Raw genomic sequence first — 14,623 nt, 5'->3', positions numbered from 1 at the left:
TCGTCGAGGTCCTCCCACCCGTGGGCTGGGGGTGGGTACACCGTGGCCGGTGACCGAGACCCCGCTGCCTCCACGAAATCCACCTCAGCACGCAACACCATCAGATCCCGCTCGGTGATCATCGCTGCGGCCCGGGTCAGTTCTCGGTCGCGTTCGGGGTGCTCGGCGAAGGTCCGTGCGGTGCGGGCTTCGGCGCGGTAGAGCTGGTTGTCCAGTTCGGCGGCGTCGGCGCGAGCGGCGGCGAGGGCGGCGAGGTCGGCGTGCACGGCGATGGTGCGGCGGGCTTCGATGTCCTCGGCGGTCACGACGCCCTGCGGCCCCCCTGCGAGGGCGTGAAGCCGTTCGGCTGCGGCGTCACGCTCGGCGCCGGCCCGGCGCGCGCCTGCGTCGAGGTCGGCGGCGTCGACGGCAAGATCGCCGCGGCGTTCCCGGTAGGCCTGGGCGAGGTCGTGGTGACCGTCTCCGTCGGCGCGGGTGATGAGCTTTTCGAGCTCGCTCATGCGGTGGCGCTGCGCCTCTGCGGCGGCCGCGGCGGTGATCCAGTCGGCGTGGGCGTGAGCCAGGTCGTGTTGCAGCGGGCGTTGCTCGACGTGGCGGCGGTGCAGGGCGATGAGCTCGGCGGCGGCGGCCTGCTCGGCGGGTCCGCCCTGGTAGGACAGCACCGCTTCGGCCAAGGTGCGGGCGCGGGCTTTCGCCGCGGCGCGGCGGTCTCGCAGCTCGGCGACGTCGATGTCGAGGTCGGGGGTCAGCGCGGGGCGCTCGGTGAGCAGCGAGTAGAAGTCGAGGTCACCGAGGCTGTCGTCGTTCTCGGAGTGGTAGTCGAACCAGTCGTCGTGGCCGGGCTCGTCGTGGTCGCCGAGGCCGACGGGGTGGTGCGGCGCGGTGGTGAGGGGGTCACCCAGGCTGTCGGCGGGGTGAGGGATGTCGGCGTGGGCTTCGCCGTCGTATTGGGTGAGCAACTCGACGCGGTAGGTGAGCACGCGGGCGTATTCGTCGAGGCGAATCGCGTCGTCGTCGAGGGCGTCGAGGAGGTATTCCGCGGCTGCGGACAGCAGGTCGGCCGGCGGCCAGTCCGAGGCGTTGACGGCGGCGACCAGCGCCGGCCAGGCGGGGTCGGCGGTGATGGTCTCGGCGGCCGAGCTGCCCAGGACGCGGTGCAGCTCAGCGGTCCATGGCGGCCGCAGGCGGGTGTTGGAGGCGTCGAGGGTGGCCGGGGACAGTGTGCCGGCCAGCCGCCACCACAGGGCGGCGGCGGGCAGCTCGTCGGGCAGCACCCCGTGGCGGGTCATGGCGTCGTCGACCAGGGCGGTGACGTCGACCCCGGCGCGCGCGGCCTGATCGAGGTGGGTAGCCAATCGGGGCCAGAACGGGTCGGCGGGCAGGGTCGGGTCGATCCGCTCGGCCAGCGTTCGCCACCGCTTGGCCCCGGCACCGCCGGTGACCAGGGCGGTGTCGAGGCGCTGGTGCAGCATCGCTTGGAACGACGCGGAGCGGTTGGCGTGCTGGGTGGGCCCGGTGATGCGGGTGTCGGCGGGGTCGACGTCGTGGGCGGCGCGGAACACCGCGATCTCGGCGAGCAGTCCGGGGCGCTGACCGACCAGTGGGCGCGCCCATACCGGGGCGGTCGCCGGGGTCCAGGCGCGGGCTTGTTCGCGGATCTGGTCGGCGATGTCTTCGACGAGGGTCGAGCGCGCGGACAGGTATCGCGACCACGCTGAATCATCTTGCAGTGCGGCAGGAATGGAGGGCAGCCAGCGCAGCGGTCCGACGATGTCCAGGGCGCTGTCGTCGGGGGTGGGCAGGCGCCAGTCGAGCACTGCGGCGGGGTCGCCGGTGTTGTCGAGTCCGCGGCGGGCGGCGTGCGCGAGGGCTTGTTGCGGGTCGTGTCCGTCCAGCGCCAGCAGGGCGAGATTGCGGCGCAGGACGGGCCACGCTTCGGCGGCGGTGAGGTCGGCGCGCAGCGCGGTGGCGGCGGCGTCGATGCCGGCCATGGTGTCGGTGCCGGCGAGCTGCTCGGCGGCACTGGACAGAGCGTCGGTGTACATGTCGGTCGCCCGGGCCAAACGGGTGAACGGGTCGGCATCGGCGCGCTGAGCACTGTGGGCGGAGACCTGCGCGCCGTCGCGGCGCAGGATGGCCGAGAGGATGTCCACGGCCGTCGGGGGGTGCGTCGCCTTGGGGGTGAGGATGGCGTGCGGGTCGGCTTCGCTGGTGGAGAAGTAGATGTGGTTCTCGGCCTTGCCGCGGGTGAGTGCGACGTAGAGCTGCTCACGGGTCAGGGTGTCCGAACCGACGACGTGGCATTCGTGGCGTGCGGTCGATCCTTGGGCGCCGTTGATGGTGCGTGCGTAGCCCAGGGTGGTGTTGGTGGCGACGTAGCGGGCGGGCAGCCGGACGACGGATTGGGTGTCGGACCCGGTGAGCCGCGACACCGAGACGGTGCCCGTGGCGTCGATGTCGGTGATGACCCAGCGGTGTCCGTTCTTCACCCAGCCGCCGCCGGGGATGTGTAGCCAGCGGGCGTTGCTGCGGGTGAGAATCCAGTCTCCGACGCTGGCGGTCAAGCCGTCGGACAGGGTGACGGTGCGGGTGTTGTTGGGGTGCGGGTGACGGCGCAACCGGTCCAGGCGGGCGCGTTCGTTGAGTTCGGCGACCAGTTCGTTGGTGGGGGCGATCAGTAGGGCATCGCGGTCGGCGGCGACGGCGGCCGACCATGACTGGTAGGCCATGTCGGCGGCGACGTGTTCGGCCCCGACGTGCACGCGGCCGTGGTCGAGGTAGAAGGCGATGGCGGTGGGGTCGCCGTCACGCAGCGCGAGGCTGGCAGCGCCTTCGGCGGCCCCGATCACGGGGTCGGTGAACCGCACGACGTCGGAGAGGGTCAGGGCCCGGTAGATGGCCACGATGTCGCGCAGTACACCGCCCGCGGAGACCGAGGCGAGCTGCTTGTCGTCACCGATCAAGCGGACACTGGCACCGCGGGCCAGGGCGTGCGAGATCACCGCGTCCAGGCCTGCGGTCGACGCCATCCCGGCCTCGTCGACCACGATCAGCGTGCCGGGACCAATGCGGTCGAACCACGCTCGCGCGGGATCGTCGGCCGCGGGACGGCCTCCGTGGCGCCCGGAGAGCTGCACCAATTTGTCGATGGTGTCGGTCGGTGCGCCCAGGTCGGCGGCCAAGACTTCGGCGGCTGCGGCGGTCGGGGCCAGGCCGACGACGTTGCCTCCGCTGTTGACCCACGCGGCGGCGAGCGTACCCATGGCGGTGGTCTTGCCAGTGCCGGCGGGAGCGAGCGCGAGCTGCACGCGGGCACCGGAGGTGGCCATCTCACGCAGCAGGGTTTGTTGACCGTCGTTGAGTGCCACGCCGTGCTGGGCATGGGCTTGCAGCAGGGCCAAGCCAATGCTGGCGTCGTCGACGACGTACCCGCCGGAAAGCCCTGCGGCGTCGAGAATTCGGCGCTCTGCGGCGAGGATGTCGGCGCTGGTGTAGACGGTGGTGTCGTGGCGGGTGTAGACGCTGGCGCCGTCGCGTCGGCGCAGCACGTTGGGCTCGTTCATCTCGGTGTCGGCGGTGCTCGTCAACGCGATGCTGCGTTCGTCGAGCGCGGCTGTGACGAGGCGTTCCGACAGCGCTGGCGTGTCGTGGCAGCCGGTGTAGCGCAGTACCCGTGACACCTCGGCGCGGACGTGGCTGATCTGCCACGTCGACCGCGCCGCGGAGACCGTGGTGATCACGTTGGCGGCCTGCTCGGCGACCCAGTCGTCGGTGATGATGACGCGTTCGCGCGGGGCCCGCCCGGAGGTCACTGCGGCGACCATTGCGTCCACGTGGCGGTGACCCCCCAAGGCCTCGACGGCTTCGGTCCGCCACTGGTGGCGCTGCTCTGCCAACGACCGTGGTTCGTGCTTGGCCGCACGCGTTTCCAGGGTCGCCTGCTGGGACAGCGCCAGCATTTCCACCGCACTGGGTTCGCGGCCGTGCTGCTGCTGGAAGTCCTTGGCGAGCGCTCCGACGCGGTGCTCGATGGCGGCCCGCCGTGAGGACCACACGGTGATCAGTTCCGGTGACATTCCGACGATTTCGCGGACGGGTCGCTTCCCCGGCTCGGGGGTGTCGTTGGCGAAGTTGACGCCCAGTTCGGCGATCAGGTTGGCCTCGCACAGGGTGTTGTACAACTCCGATGCCGACACCTTGGCCTTGTAGAGCGGTTGACCGTCCAGGGCGAGCCAGCGGGGGATGCCGTCGGCGCCGATGGCCTGCACCTTGTTGCTCACCGCGACGTGGGTGTGCAGGTTCGGGTCGCCGGCGCGGGAGTCGCGGTGATCGAACGCTGCGGCGATGAATCCGCCGGCGTCGACCTGGGCGACGCCGTTGGTGCCCATGCGGGTAAAGCAGGCCTGGTTTTCGAGGTACGCCAGGGTGTCGGCGACGGCTTTGTGGTGGCACTCCTCGATGGCCTTGGCGACCTCCAGCGGGGCCAGCGCCCATAGCGCAGACACCGACTTCACGGGGGTGAAGGTCAGGTCGTAGCCGGCGACGGCGGTGGTGTCGATGCGGGACAGTCGGGCGGTGAATCCGGTGAGCTCCCGGTCGTCGAGGTGGGCGCGGCCGTAGTGCTCGGCGAACATCTGCGCGGCGACGGTGGTGCGGATCTCGGCGCGTACACCGGCGTCGAGGGGGGCGTTGGTGGCGCGGCCCAGGGTGTCGTTGTGCTGGCCGTAGGCGCCGCGTAGGCGGCGGGTGAATTCGTTTTCGTTGGCGCCCAGTCGGAATGGGCGGCCGAGCTTGGCGGCGGCGTGCGCGCCGTCGACCCACAGGCCGATGCCGGTGAGGTGTTCGGTGATGCGGGTGGCGTTGGGATGGAGCCCTTCACCGAAGAGGGCCTTCATCTGGTCTTCGGTGACTTCGGAGCCGTTGGGGACTCCCCAGAGGTCGACGACGAGTGGGTTGTCGGGGTCGCGGCTGACCGGTCGCCCCAGGGCGGCCAGGCCGCTGCCGATCCACTGTCCGGGGGTTTCGCCCTTGGAGGAGTAGTAGTCGGTGAGGCTGGCGCGACCGAGGTCGGTGCCATCGGCGACAGCGACCTGCCGGAGCAGGTAGGTGTACCCGTCTCCGGCGGTCAGTTTGTGGAGGCCCATCACCGCTCGATCACCACCCCGGACGCTACGAACGGCTCGGCTCTTGAGCACCGCCCCAAGCCCACGACAACAGCGCCGTTACCGTTTCGTGACCTGAATGCACTAGGTGTGATGGGCTGAAAAAGGGGGAGTGGAGGGGTGTGGTGAGGCCGGCGATGGGGGGCGCGGCAGGGGGTGAATGGAGGCGGAGCTGTTGGTGGCGTGAGGGTTTGGCGGTGCGTGATGGGTTGAAAGTGGCTGGTTTGGGGCGGTGCTGTAGCGGTGGTGGCGGTTTTAGGTTGAGCGCCATGACGAACAAGGTGTCGAAATCGAAGTCGGCTGTGCGGGCTGCCCGCGAGGCGGTGAAGGCCGCCCAGCGCGACGTTCTGGAACGAGCCCGGCGCAATGGCGACGACCTGGCGGTGTTCTTCTCCAGCCAGGAACGCCTCGCCGGGGTCGACGAGTGGGTCGAGACCAAGATCGCCGGCGTGCGCGCCCAGGCCGAGGGCAAGCGCGCCGATCACCGCCGTGCCGCGGGAATGGCGCTTGCTGCGCTGCGCGATCGGGGCGAGACGATCCGCGACATCGCCGCCCTGACGGGGATCGGAGAGAAGGCGGTGCGCGAGCTGATCCGCTACGCCGAGGCGACGCTTGCCGACAGCGCGGACCGGGCGTCCGGTGCAGCGCAAGCGCATGAGGCGGCGGCCGACGAGTCCATCGCGGCCAGCAGCGGTGGAGGGGCCGCGTTGGGCGCGCCGGACGGCTCCTTGTCGGCCACCGGTTAACGTGTCGGCACGGTGAGAACAGGTCGGCGGCGGTCGGAACCACTACAGCTGGTGGTGGACCCCGTGCGCGATGCCGCCGAGATTGCGCGCTTTGAGGCCGCTGTCGTGCGCGGCCCGGACGCTCAGGACTGCTGGTTGTTCACCGGCGCCATCGGTGGCGACGGGTACGGGCGTTTGTGGATTCGGCGTGACGGCCGGCGGGTCATGGTGCGGGCCAACCGGTATGCGCTGGCCGTGGCATTACACGGCGATGTGTTGCCGCCGTGGGAGCGTGCGCTCCACGGGTGCGACGTGCCGTTGTGCGCGCGGGTGAGTGTGCCCGGCGAGACGGGCCGTCGGCACGTGTTCGCCGGCAGCCAGCGCGACAACATGGAACAGATGGGCCGGTCCGGTCGAGGCGGTGGCCGAGTCGCCGTCCGGCAGCGCAACGCCGGGGTGTTGGCGCGTCGGGACCGTTCGGTCGCGCTGCGCGCTGCGGTGCGCAATGGATGGGATGCCGCCGCGGTCGCCGATGCGCTGGCGGTGGGACATCCGACCCTGTGGTGAGGAAATGGGTAACGGTGTGTCGGTGCGCCGGTGGCGCGGTGTGTCACCGGCGCGGCATGAGAAGGGGCGAGGACCGGCCCCGGTGGGGGGTGATTCGGTCCTCGCCCGCGGGGGGTCAGTGGTCAGTGTGGTCGTCGGGCTCGTCGTCGGTGGGTGCGTCCTCGATCAGTGCGTGGGCGATGCGGTAGGCGGCGCGACAGTTGCGCAGGCTGTCGGTGAGGAATGAGGCGGTGTCGGTCCCGTCGGCGGTGCCGACGAAGTCGACGTCGTAGGCGTGGTCACTGGTGAGTGTGGCCAGGGCGGTGCGGGCGCGGGTGAGGGCGTTGATGGCGTCGACCAGTGCGCCGTCGAGCGCTAGGCGCGCGGTGTCGACGTCGCGGGCCCAGTCGGGGTTGTGCAGGTGGTGCATGTCAGATCCTTTCGGGTGCGGTGGGTTGCGCCGGGCCCGCGGTGGTGGCGGGCCCGGCGGGCGGGGTCAGAACGGGGCGTCGGTGGCGGTGTCGGCGGCGGCGGCGAGATCGGCGGCGAGTTCGAGTTCGCGCTGAGTGCGGTTGTCGGTCATGGTGTCTCCGTTTCCTCGTGTTGAGTGCGCCGGTCAGCGCCGGGGTGCGGGGCAATCGGCTGAGGGTGGGCCGTCAAGGGCGAAGAGTCCGGTGATGGTGCCGGCGGATGTGCGGCCCGCGAGCGTCAGCGAGCTGATAGGGCCGCACATGTCCTCCGCCGCCGGCACCAGCACCGGACGTCCCTTGACGGCTCGGGCCCCCGGCCGATTACGCTGCGCCCCCTGCTGACGGCTTCCAAGGTGAGTGGCTGCGGACGAGCCCGCCGCAGGCGGGCATCCCGCGCCCGCCAGGGCGGCGGTGTGCGGGGCGCGGGATGTCGCCCTTGTCGTTGCCGTGGGGAGCGTTGGGGCATCCGGATCAAAAGGGGGGGCCTCGCCGACAGCGTGATGGTGTCGGCGAGGCCCCGGTGGTGTTAGTCGGGCAGGGCGTCGAGCAGTAGGTGGGCGAGCTCTTCGCCGGTGGGTAGCGGCAGCGTGTTCGCGGCAGCGAGCACGTCGTCGCAATCGGCACTGTCGCAGGCGCATTCGGTATTGCTGGCGCTCAAGTCGCTCATGGCGCTGTCGAGGGCGCAGCCGTCGACGCTGGCGGCGTCGACGATCCACCGGGTGCGGTCGTCGGAGAGCCGCAGATAGACCTGGACGGTCTGCTCGACGTAGTGGGTGCCGTCGGGTTCGTAGGAGTAGCGCGCGGCGTGTCCGTCTCGGCGGTCGTGGCGGTCGGTCATGGTGGTTCCTTCCTGGTGGTCGGGCGGGTCATGGGGCGAGATGAAGTCCGGCCGGCCATCTCGGGTGAGGTGGCCGGCCGGACTCACGGGGTTGGTCGGGTCAGTTGGTGGGCGGGGTGTCGCCGAGGCGGGCCAGCATCTGGCGGATTGCTGCGGGCGGGAGTCCGCTCTGCAGCGCGGTGTCGAGCAAGGCCACGAGGTTGGTGTCCTCGAGTCCGTTGTCGGCGGCGGTGGTTTGGGCGGCGTCGAGGGCGAGGCCGGCGCGGACGGAGTCGTTGCCGGCGTAGAAGCAGGCAGCGGCTAGCGCGAGTGCCTCGATGCGAGCGATGCCACGCAGTTGGCGCGCGATCCGGGTCCAGAGGGTGCCTCCTGTGTCGAGGCGGGTGGCGCTGATGACTAGCAGTGCGTCGCGGTGCGTGACGCTGGTGGTGATCAGGTGGCCGGCGTTGGCGGCGAGCTGCGCGGTGAGTCCGTCGGGGTCGTTGAGGGCTGTGTACAGGCTCAGGATGGTGTGGGTCACGACGTCGGCGGTGATCTCGGCCTCCGGTGCCGGATCGCCGGGGGTGAACTCGGCGGCGATGTCGGCGCGGGCGCCCAGGATGGAACGGCCCTCCTCGACGGCGAACCGCAGGGCCAGGTCTGAGGTTCGGTAGTCGACGGTGCGACCTGCCTCTCCGGTGTCGACATCGGTCCAGGAGTGGCCGGCGTCGAGCTGGTCGGCGTGGAGCCGCTTGAAGACCGCGCTGCCGAGCGCGTGCAGCTGGCGGCTGATGGCGTCGAGGTGGTGTCCGGCGAGGGCCTGGTGCTCGGCGTCGGCGATGGCGATGAGCAGGACGCTGCGGGCGATTCCGTCGTCGTCGCGCAAGGGCAGGGCGTTTACGAACTTGATGGCGGTGTGCAGAGGCGCGTCGCTGTCGTAGCGGGCGGCGACGAGGATGCTCTGCTGGGCGCCGTCGTCGTCGATGACGATTCCGACGATGCTGTTGGTGGGGGCGAATCCGAGCAGGGCCGGGACGGCGGCCAGGACGTCGGTGCTGGAGCGCAGGTCGAGGGTCATGGTGTTTCTCCGTTCGAGTGGGTGATGAGTGCGCCGGTTAGCGCTGGGGTGCAATCGACCGGCGGGGTGGCGCGGGCAACCTCGAAGAGGGAGCGGCGGACGGAGCAGGGTTTTCAGCCCCCGCCCGCCGGCGCGAAGCGCTTCGGCGGGCAGGGGTAGGGCTGAAAAGGTCACTCGGCCTGCGTAGTTCGGCGTGACCGTGGGTTGACCGTGACGGGGCCCCGTCGGTCACACTTGGCACCCCGCTAAACGGGTAATGGTGAGGGGCTACGGACGAGCCGGCCGTCAGGTCGGCATCGCGCCGTAGGCGCGCCTCTCCGACGCAAAAAGGGGGCCCGGCCGGTCACCTGCGTAAGGTGCTGGCCGGGCCCGGGAGCTTGCTGGGGTCAGGACCGCGCCATCCACGTCTGGATTTCGGCCAGCAGGTCGGGGCTGGGTTGGGTGTCGACGACGGTGACGGATGCGGGCGTTCCGTCGGGGCTGCGGTAGGTGCCGCGGGCTCGGGTCGAGGTGATGGTGTTCCAGTTGATCTGACCGAGGAGTCGTTGGGCTTCGATCATGGTGTCGACCAAGCAGTCGACGGGGTGGTCGAGGCTGGTCATCGCGTTGGCGGTGATGATCGCGGTGTTGATGGTCATGGTGTTCTCCGTTCGGGTCTGCCGATGTGCGCCGGTTAGCGCTGGGGTGCAGGGGAACGGCGGGGTGGTGCGCGCAATCCCGACAGAGGGCCGTGGTGAACGGAGCAGGGTTTTCGGCCCCTGCCCGCCGGCGCGAAGCGCTTCGGCGGGCTCAGATTGGGACGAAAAGGTCACTCGGCCTGTGCAGTTCGACGCGGACCCAGGGTTGCGCGTGACGGGTCCCGGTCGTTCATACTTGGCGCCCCGCTACACGGATTTAGGTGAGGGGCTACGGAGAGCCTGGCCGCCAGGCAGGCACCGCGCCGCAGGCGCGCACTCCCGGGGCGAGGAGCGTGACCACCGGTGCGCACGCCGTGATCGGCTCAAGCGTCGGGGACTGGCGAGTCGCCCAACAGCTGGTCGAGGAGTTCGGAGAATCCGTCGTGGCCGGGTTCGGTGCCGATGACCGCGACGAGCTGCCCGTCGATGAGTGCGTGAAAGCGCTGCGCGTGTGGGCTGGATCGCGCTAGTTGGGTGAGCGCGCTGACGATCGCTGCGGCGCTTTGGCTGCGGTCGGCGGTGACGCCGATGAGGGTGCGGGGTGGGGCGTGTCCCTCGGTGGCGTTCAGTGTCCAGATCTTCACCTCGCCAATGGTGTCCGACCGACGTGCTGCGTGGCGGGCCGGAGTCATCGACTGTGGATGACTCCGGCCGCCTGTGGATTACCGGGCAGTGGCCGACACCGGCACGTAGGTGTCGCAGGTCGGGTCGGCTCGGTGGTCGTTACCGTCGAGGCACACGGCGACCGCGACGCGGTGGACCTCGCCCAGGAGGCCGACGAGGGTGTTGAAGGCGACGTGGTCGAGCAGTTGCCACGTCAGCGGACCGGTGTGGACGTCTGTCCACTTGACGGTGCGGCGTCGGTCCTCGAGGACACGGCTTTGCGGGACCGCGGCGTACTGGGGTCGGTTGGTCCACTCGACGGCGATGGCGGGCTGCCCATAGGGGTCGGGGGCGGTCGCGCTGGTCGGTGGGAGGTGAACGAGGGTGGCGCGGGCCGCGGAGATGGCCTCGAGAACGCCTTGGGCGGCTGAGGCTGACCAGAAGGTCATCAGAACGGTTCCCAGCCGCATGGTGACGCGGGCATGGGGGGTGCGGGCGTCGTAGACGTCGACGGTGCCGGTCTGGGGTCCGCGCAGGCGGATGAAGGTGTGAGCGACGAGCCCAGGGGCGTTGGCTGCCAGGGTGGCGGGGTTGGCGGTGCGGGTCTTAGTGGTGTTGGTCATGGTGTTCTCCGTTCGGGTCTGCCGATGTGCGCCGGTTAGCGCTGGGGTGCAGGGGAACGGCGGGGTGGTGCGCGCAATCCCGACAGAGGGCCGTGGTGAACGGAGCAGGGTTTTCGGCCCCTGCCCGCCGGCGCGAAGCGCTTCGGCGGGCTCAGATTGGGACGAAAAGGTCACTCGGCCTGCGCAGTTCGACGCGGACCCAGGGTTGCGCGTGACGGGTCCCGGTCGTTCATACTTGGCGCCCCGCTACACGGATTTAGGTGAGGGGCTACGGAGAGCCTGGCCGCCAGGCCGGCACCGCGCCGCAGGCGCAGGCGCAGGCGTACCGAGGACACCGGAAGCCTTGACACGTCTTGCACGACGTAGCGAATTCCCAGCCGATTCGTTACCTGTTGGGCGGCGCGAATAAGGTGTCGGCCAGGGGATGTTGCAGGCCGGCTCCTAGGAACGGCGTTGGGCCTAGTTGAGGGTGATCTCGGGCATGTGCCCTCCCGACGAGCTGGCGATTCTGACGGGCCATTCCGTCCAACGGCTCAGTTCGGCGTCGAGGTCGGCCAGCGTCACGTCGTCGCGGGTGAGCGTCATCGGCGGGGCCTGGTCCGCGCCGATGGGGATGGCGACAAGTTGGCCGGGGGCCCGGTTGCCGCCGCGCCGGGATTGGAACCGCAGCCGATAGTCGACGCCCTCCTCGTCCACGATCCGACATGGGGCGGGGTAGTCGGTGTTGCGCATCTGGTTCCCCCTTTCGGGGCTCATTGTCTCGTGCCGGCGGTGGGGGCCCGGTCACGTGTTTGGTGGGGACGGGCCGGGCGGGGAAGCCGAGCGGGTGCTGCACGGTCCAGTTGCTGTGGCAAAAAAGGGGGTCCGCCGGGCTGGTGGGCTCGGCGGACCCCCTTTGGGTGGTGCGCTACTGGTGCGGTCCGAGGCCGGCGGCGTTGATGCGGGCCTGAATGGCGGGCAGGCTGATCCAGCGGTCCAGACCGTTGTTCGCTTCGTAGAGCAGTGCCCAGTCTTCCCACCCGTCGATCGCGAGGTCGACGTCGGTTTCGTTGACGTTGGGGCGGCTGATGGGAATTTCGTCGTGGTTGTCGGCGCGGTCGGCGTCGGCGACGGTGGCGACGAGTTGTCCTGTGCCGTCGAAGGTTCGGGGGTCAGCGGCGGGTGCGAAGTTCATGCGGAATCGGAGCTGGCGCGGGGTTCCGCGGTCGTCGATGAATTGCCAGGCCAGTGCGTAGTCCTTGTCGACCATGGTGGTGTTCCTTTCGCGTTAATGAGGTTACGGGTGTCGCTGTTGGGTGGAGGGGATGGTGCTGGCTGACCGCCTCGGGGTGAGGTGGCCAGCCAGCGGGGTGTTGTGACCGCGCCTAGGAGATGGGGGTGGTGGCGGCGATGATGGCTTCGGCGTCGGCGAGGTAGTACTCGGCGTGCTCGCGTTGGCTGGGCTCGCTGGTGCGCTCGAGGAGCACGGTGACGGCGTGGTCTCGGGCGGAGAGGGCGTACTGGTGTCGGCGGTGGTCGGTGTCGGCGTTGACGGCGCTGTGGATGTCGGATCGGGCCATCGCGAGGGTGTGGGCGGTGCTGAGTGCGGCGACGTCGGCGGCGTCGGCGGCGAGGGTGTTGGTCATGGTGTTCTCCGTTTCCTGGCGTGATGAGTGCGCCGGTTAGCGCTGGGGTGCGGGGGAATCGGCTGAGGGTGGGCCGTCAAGGGCGAAGAGTTCGGTGATGGTGCCGGCGGATGTGCGGCCCGCGAGCGTCAGCGAGCTGATAGGGCCGCACATGTCCTCCGCCGCCGGCACCAGCAGCGGACGTCCCTTGACGGCTCGGGCCCCCGGCCGATTACGCTGCGCCCCCTGCTAACGGCTCAAGAGGTGAGTGGCTGCGGACGAGCCCGCCGCAGGCGGGCATCCGCGCCCGCCAGGGCGCGCGGCCGGGCGGTCGGCCCCGCAGGGGGGAACATTCGCGCCATAATGGGCAGGTGGAGTCTGCCTTGACGAGGGCGCTGGTGGCGGCGGGTGGTGAGCCGTCGATGCGTTGTCTGACGTGGCTGGTCGAGGGTGGCCGTCCGGTGATGGGTGTCAACCTGGATCTGGCGTGGCAGCCGGCGGGGACACCGCTCTAGAGCGGGGCTCTAGGTAAGGGTGTTCAGAGCGGCGCGCAGGCTCGCGAAGCGGCCGTAGCGGCGGCTGTTGTCGGCGCTGCTTTTCTCGCCGAGCCAGATGCCGACGATGTGGGCTGTTCCGTCGTCGTCGGTGATCCAGACCGGTCCGCCGGAGTCGCCGGCGACGCTGGCCGGCATACCGGTGGTCATGAACTGGTCGTCGCCGTAGGTGTAGGCCACGGCGCCGCAGTGGGTTCCGCTAGAGACTCCGAGGCGGCAGACGGTGTCGCCGATGTTCGGCGTGAGCGGGGAAGCGGTGGCGGCGAACGCCACGGTGTCGGTCGCTGTTCTGCTGGCCACGCGCGGACCAAAGTCGATGAGCCCGTAGTCGGGGCCACCCGTTCGCGCTGGGGCGACGACTGTGGCGACGAAATAGCCTGTTGCGCGGCTGATTTGGGTGATGACGCGGCCGCCGTCTTCGGTGTGGCAGTGGCCGGCGGTGATGGCGTAGGAGTGGTCGTTGGTGCCGGTGTAGACGTAGCCGGTGGTGCAGAACGATCCCGATCCGTCATCGGCGGTGTAGTCGATGCGTTCACCGGGGCTGATGGTGGCCAACGACGTGGCCTGGGCTGTTGGTGCGGCGGCGAGCTGGGAGAGGCCGGCGGCGAGTAGGGCGGCGGCGGTTCGGATGGTCATCCTGGATGCACTTTCAGGCGGTCCGCAGGTGGCGTTCGGCATGACGTTGTGCGCGGCTGTGCAGTGACTCGATCCACGCGGCGGCGATGAGCGCGGAATCGCCGGCGCAGCGGGTCGTTCCGGCGCAGGCGGTGCCTCCGCGGTAGTCGACGACGGACACCGCGTGCAGCCGCTGCCGTGGCCGGATCACCGGTCGGCTCCGGTGGCGAGCTTGGCCGCGGTTTCACCGCGCCGCCAGAGGTCAGCGAGTTCTTCACGGATGAGCCCGAATTGTGCGGTCAGTTCGTGCCGGTCGACGTCGGCTTCGCCGAGCTGCTGCATCCGCTGTCCGAGGTTGGAGAACGCACGGCGGTAGGCGTCGTCGAGGACCTGGCGCGCGAGGCTGGTGGCGAGCGCCGAGCTGATGTTCTGGGTGTAGGCCTCGACGAGGTAGAGAGCCAGATCCTTGTAGCGCTTCTCGGTGGGAGGCTCGTCGGGGCACAGTGCTTGACGGGCGGAGATTCGCTTGCCGGCTGCCAGGACGGTCACCGGGTCGGCCTTCTCGCCCTGGTTGATTAGACGCCGGATCAGCTCGTAGGCCCAGCGGGCGACGGGCTTGGCGATCGCGTCGTCGGGGACCAGCTCGAGCAGGATACGAGCCTCGTCGACCGGGAGGTAGAGCAGGGCGCCGATGAACTGAGGCTCGGGCGCCAGGTGGGCGACTACGTAGTCGGCGACCGCGGCGTCGGCCTCGACGCGGTTGCGCACGAAGGTGTCGTCGGCGCCGGGTGTGCTGGGGACGACGCGCAGGTTGTGGCGAATGGCGGCGGTCATGACGTGGCAGCTCCGGTGTGGTGGGGGCGGGTGTCGGTGGCGGCCACGGCGATGGTCGCGGTTCCGACCCGTAGGGGTTGCGGGTGAGCGGGATCAAGGCGCAGTAGAGGAATGACACTCGCCAGGTTCGGCGTGGGGGTGTCCGCGCGGCCAGGATGGGCGTGCAGGTACAGGTCGGCCCCGATCGCGTGGGCCAGGAGTGCGTCGTGCGCGCCGGCCGGATCGGCGTGTCGCGTGGTGCGCGAGATCGCGTCGGTGGCGATCGTCAGCTCATACATGGCGGCGCTCCTGGGTGCGTGGTCGGCGGGTTGGTTC

General features: G+C 70.2%; 17 protein-coding genes. 3 read left to right on the top strand and 14 right to left on the bottom strand.

From position 1 onward, the window contains the following. Nucleotides 1-5,144 (bottom strand): MobF family relaxase (gene mobF, locus MHN84_RS13170; RefSeq protein ID WP_241204994.1); only part of this gene is annotated, 5,144 nt, incomplete at its 3' end. A 287-nt stretch (nucleotides 5,145-5,431) separates the two neighbouring features. Here mobF and MHN84_RS13165 point away from each other — a divergent pair. Both MHN84_RS13165 and MHN84_RS13160 read left to right on the top strand, forming a co-directional pair. After that, nucleotides 5,432-5,908, top strand: coding sequence for a hypothetical protein (locus MHN84_RS13165; protein ID WP_043416124.1), 477 nt, complete (start codon nucleotides 5,432-5,434; stop codon nucleotides 5,906-5,908). A 51-nt stretch (nucleotides 5,909-5,959) separates the two neighbouring features. Next, on the top strand, nucleotides 5,960-6,454 hold the full coding sequence (locus tag MHN84_RS13160) for a hypothetical protein (RefSeq protein ID WP_043416122.1): 495 nt from the start codon (nucleotides 5,960-5,962) through the stop codon (nucleotides 6,452-6,454). Nucleotides 6,455-6,569: 115 nt separating this feature from the next. Here the strand turns inward: MHN84_RS13160 and MHN84_RS13155 are convergent, their stop codons facing one another. From MHN84_RS13155 to MHN84_RS13115, 9 genes are all read right to left on the bottom strand, one after another. Beyond that, complete coding sequence (locus MHN84_RS13155; RefSeq protein ID WP_241204993.1) at nucleotides 6,570-6,863, bottom strand: hypothetical protein; 294 nt, start codon at nucleotides 6,861-6,863, stop codon at nucleotides 6,570-6,572. Between the two features lie 566 nt (nucleotides 6,864-7,429). Next, a complete protein-coding gene (locus MHN84_RS13150; RefSeq protein ID WP_241204992.1) occupies nucleotides 7,430-7,741 on the bottom strand; it encodes a hypothetical protein in 312 nt (103 codons plus the stop codon). Nucleotides 7,742-7,841: 100 nt separating this feature from the next. After that, on the bottom strand, nucleotides 7,842-8,798 hold the full coding sequence (locus tag MHN84_RS13145) for a DUF4192 domain-containing protein (protein ID WP_241204991.1): 957 nt from the start codon (nucleotides 8,796-8,798) through the stop codon (nucleotides 7,842-7,844). A 386-nt stretch (nucleotides 8,799-9,184) separates the two neighbouring features. Further along, nucleotides 9,185-9,436, bottom strand: a complete 252-nt coding sequence (locus MHN84_RS13140; protein ID WP_241204990.1) for a hypothetical protein — start codon at nucleotides 9,434-9,436, stop codon at nucleotides 9,185-9,187. 362 nt (nucleotides 9,437-9,798) lie between these two features. Next, nucleotides 9,799-10,059 carry a hypothetical protein gene (locus MHN84_RS13135; RefSeq protein WP_241204989.1) on the bottom strand — a complete coding sequence of 87 codons (261 nt, stop codon included), beginning with the start codon at nucleotides 10,057-10,059 and terminating at the stop codon, nucleotides 9,799-9,801. Nucleotides 10,060-10,137: 78 nt separating this feature from the next. Further along, a complete protein-coding gene (locus MHN84_RS13130; protein WP_241204988.1) occupies nucleotides 10,138-10,701 on the bottom strand; it encodes a hypothetical protein in 564 nt (187 codons plus the stop codon). 459 nt (nucleotides 10,702-11,160) lie between these two features. Next, a complete protein-coding gene (locus MHN84_RS13125) occupies nucleotides 11,161-11,433 on the bottom strand; it encodes a hypothetical protein (protein ID WP_241204987.1) in 273 nt (90 codons plus the stop codon). A 175-nt stretch (nucleotides 11,434-11,608) separates the two neighbouring features. After that, nucleotides 11,609-11,950 (bottom strand): hypothetical protein, encoded by a 342-nt coding sequence (locus MHN84_RS13120; RefSeq protein ID WP_241204986.1) that lies wholly within the window; start codon nucleotides 11,948-11,950, stop codon nucleotides 11,609-11,611. A 115-nt stretch (nucleotides 11,951-12,065) separates the two neighbouring features. Continuing rightward, a complete protein-coding gene (locus MHN84_RS13115) occupies nucleotides 12,066-12,326 on the bottom strand; it encodes a hypothetical protein (RefSeq protein WP_241204985.1) in 261 nt (86 codons plus the stop codon). A gap of 350 nt (nucleotides 12,327-12,676) precedes the next feature. On the opposite strand from MHN84_RS13115, the gene MHN84_RS13110 reads away from it, so the two are divergent. Further along, nucleotides 12,677-12,820, top strand: a complete 144-nt coding sequence (locus MHN84_RS13110; protein WP_241204984.1) for a hypothetical protein — start codon at nucleotides 12,677-12,679, stop codon at nucleotides 12,818-12,820. 9 nt (nucleotides 12,821-12,829) lie between these two features. Here the strand turns inward: MHN84_RS13110 and MHN84_RS29675 are convergent, their stop codons facing one another. Genes MHN84_RS29675 through MHN84_RS13090 form a run of 4 tightly spaced genes read right to left on the bottom strand, consistent with a single transcriptional unit; the run spans nucleotide 12,830 to nucleotide 14,586 of the window. Next, nucleotides 12,830-13,495, bottom strand: coding sequence for a S1 family peptidase (locus tag MHN84_RS29675; protein WP_255730355.1), 666 nt, complete (start codon nucleotides 13,493-13,495; stop codon nucleotides 12,830-12,832). 13 nt (nucleotides 13,496-13,508) lie between these two features. Continuing rightward, nucleotides 13,509-13,685: an amidohydrolase gene (locus MHN84_RS13100; protein ID WP_110797945.1), complete on the bottom strand. Its 177-nt coding sequence runs from the start codon at nucleotides 13,683-13,685 to the stop codon at nucleotides 13,509-13,511. Continuing rightward, nucleotides 13,682-14,308, bottom strand: coding sequence for a hypothetical protein (locus MHN84_RS13095; RefSeq protein WP_043416111.1), 627 nt, complete (start codon nucleotides 14,306-14,308; stop codon nucleotides 13,682-13,684). Before MHN84_RS13095 ends, MHN84_RS13100 begins: the two co-directional genes overlap by 4 nt. After that, nucleotides 14,305-14,586 (bottom strand): hypothetical protein, encoded by a 282-nt coding sequence (locus tag MHN84_RS13090; protein ID WP_241204983.1) that lies wholly within the window; start codon nucleotides 14,584-14,586, stop codon nucleotides 14,305-14,307. Before MHN84_RS13090 ends, MHN84_RS13095 begins: the two co-directional genes overlap by 4 nt. Nucleotides 14,587-14,623: the final 37 nt, after the last annotated feature.

This window comes from Mycobacterium sp. PSTR-4-N, from assembly GCF_022348085.1.
In the GTDB taxonomy this organism is placed as follows: Bacteria; Actinomycetota; Actinomycetes; order Mycobacteriales; family Mycobacteriaceae; genus Mycobacterium.
This window is presented reverse-complemented; position numbering and strand designations above follow the sequence as displayed.

Coding starts and splice junctions, on each gene's coding strand:
- MHN84_RS13165 (WP_043416124.1), top strand. CDS start 5,432: ATGACGAACAAGGTGTCGAAATCGAAGTCGGCTGTGCGGGCTGCCCGC.
- MHN84_RS13155 (WP_241204993.1), bottom strand. CDS start 6,863: ATGCACCACCTGCACAACCCCGACTGGGCCCGCGACGTCGACACCGCG.
- MHN84_RS13150 (WP_241204992.1), bottom strand. CDS start 7,741: ATGACCGACCGCCACGACCGCCGAGACGGACACGCCGCGCGCTACTCC.
- MHN84_RS13145 (WP_241204991.1), bottom strand. CDS start 8,798: ATGACCCTCGACCTGCGCTCCAGCACCGACGTCCTGGCCGCCGTCCCG.
- MHN84_RS13140 (WP_241204990.1), bottom strand. CDS start 9,436: ATGACCATCAACACCGCGATCATCACCGCCAACGCGATGACCAGCCTC.
- MHN84_RS13130 (WP_241204988.1), bottom strand. CDS start 10,701: ATGACCAACACCACTAAGACCCGCACCGCCAACCCCGCCACCCTGGCA.
- MHN84_RS13125 (WP_241204987.1), bottom strand. CDS start 11,433: ATGCGCAACACCGACTACCCCGCCCCATGTCGGATCGTGGACGAGGAG.
- MHN84_RS13120 (WP_241204986.1), bottom strand. CDS start 11,950: ATGGTCGACAAGGACTACGCACTGGCCTGGCAATTCATCGACGACCGC.
- MHN84_RS13115 (WP_241204985.1), bottom strand. CDS start 12,326: ATGACCAACACCCTCGCCGCCGACGCCGCCGACGTCGCCGCACTCAGC.
- MHN84_RS29675 (WP_255730355.1), bottom strand. CDS start 13,495: ATGACCATCCGAACCGCCGCCGCCCTACTCGCCGCCGGCCTCTCCCAG.
- MHN84_RS13095 (WP_043416111.1), bottom strand. CDS start 14,308: ATGACCGCCGCCATTCGCCACAACCTGCGCGTCGTCCCCAGCACACCC.
- MHN84_RS13090 (WP_241204983.1), bottom strand. CDS start 14,586: ATGTATGAGCTGACGATCGCCACCGACGCGATCTCGCGCACCACGCGA.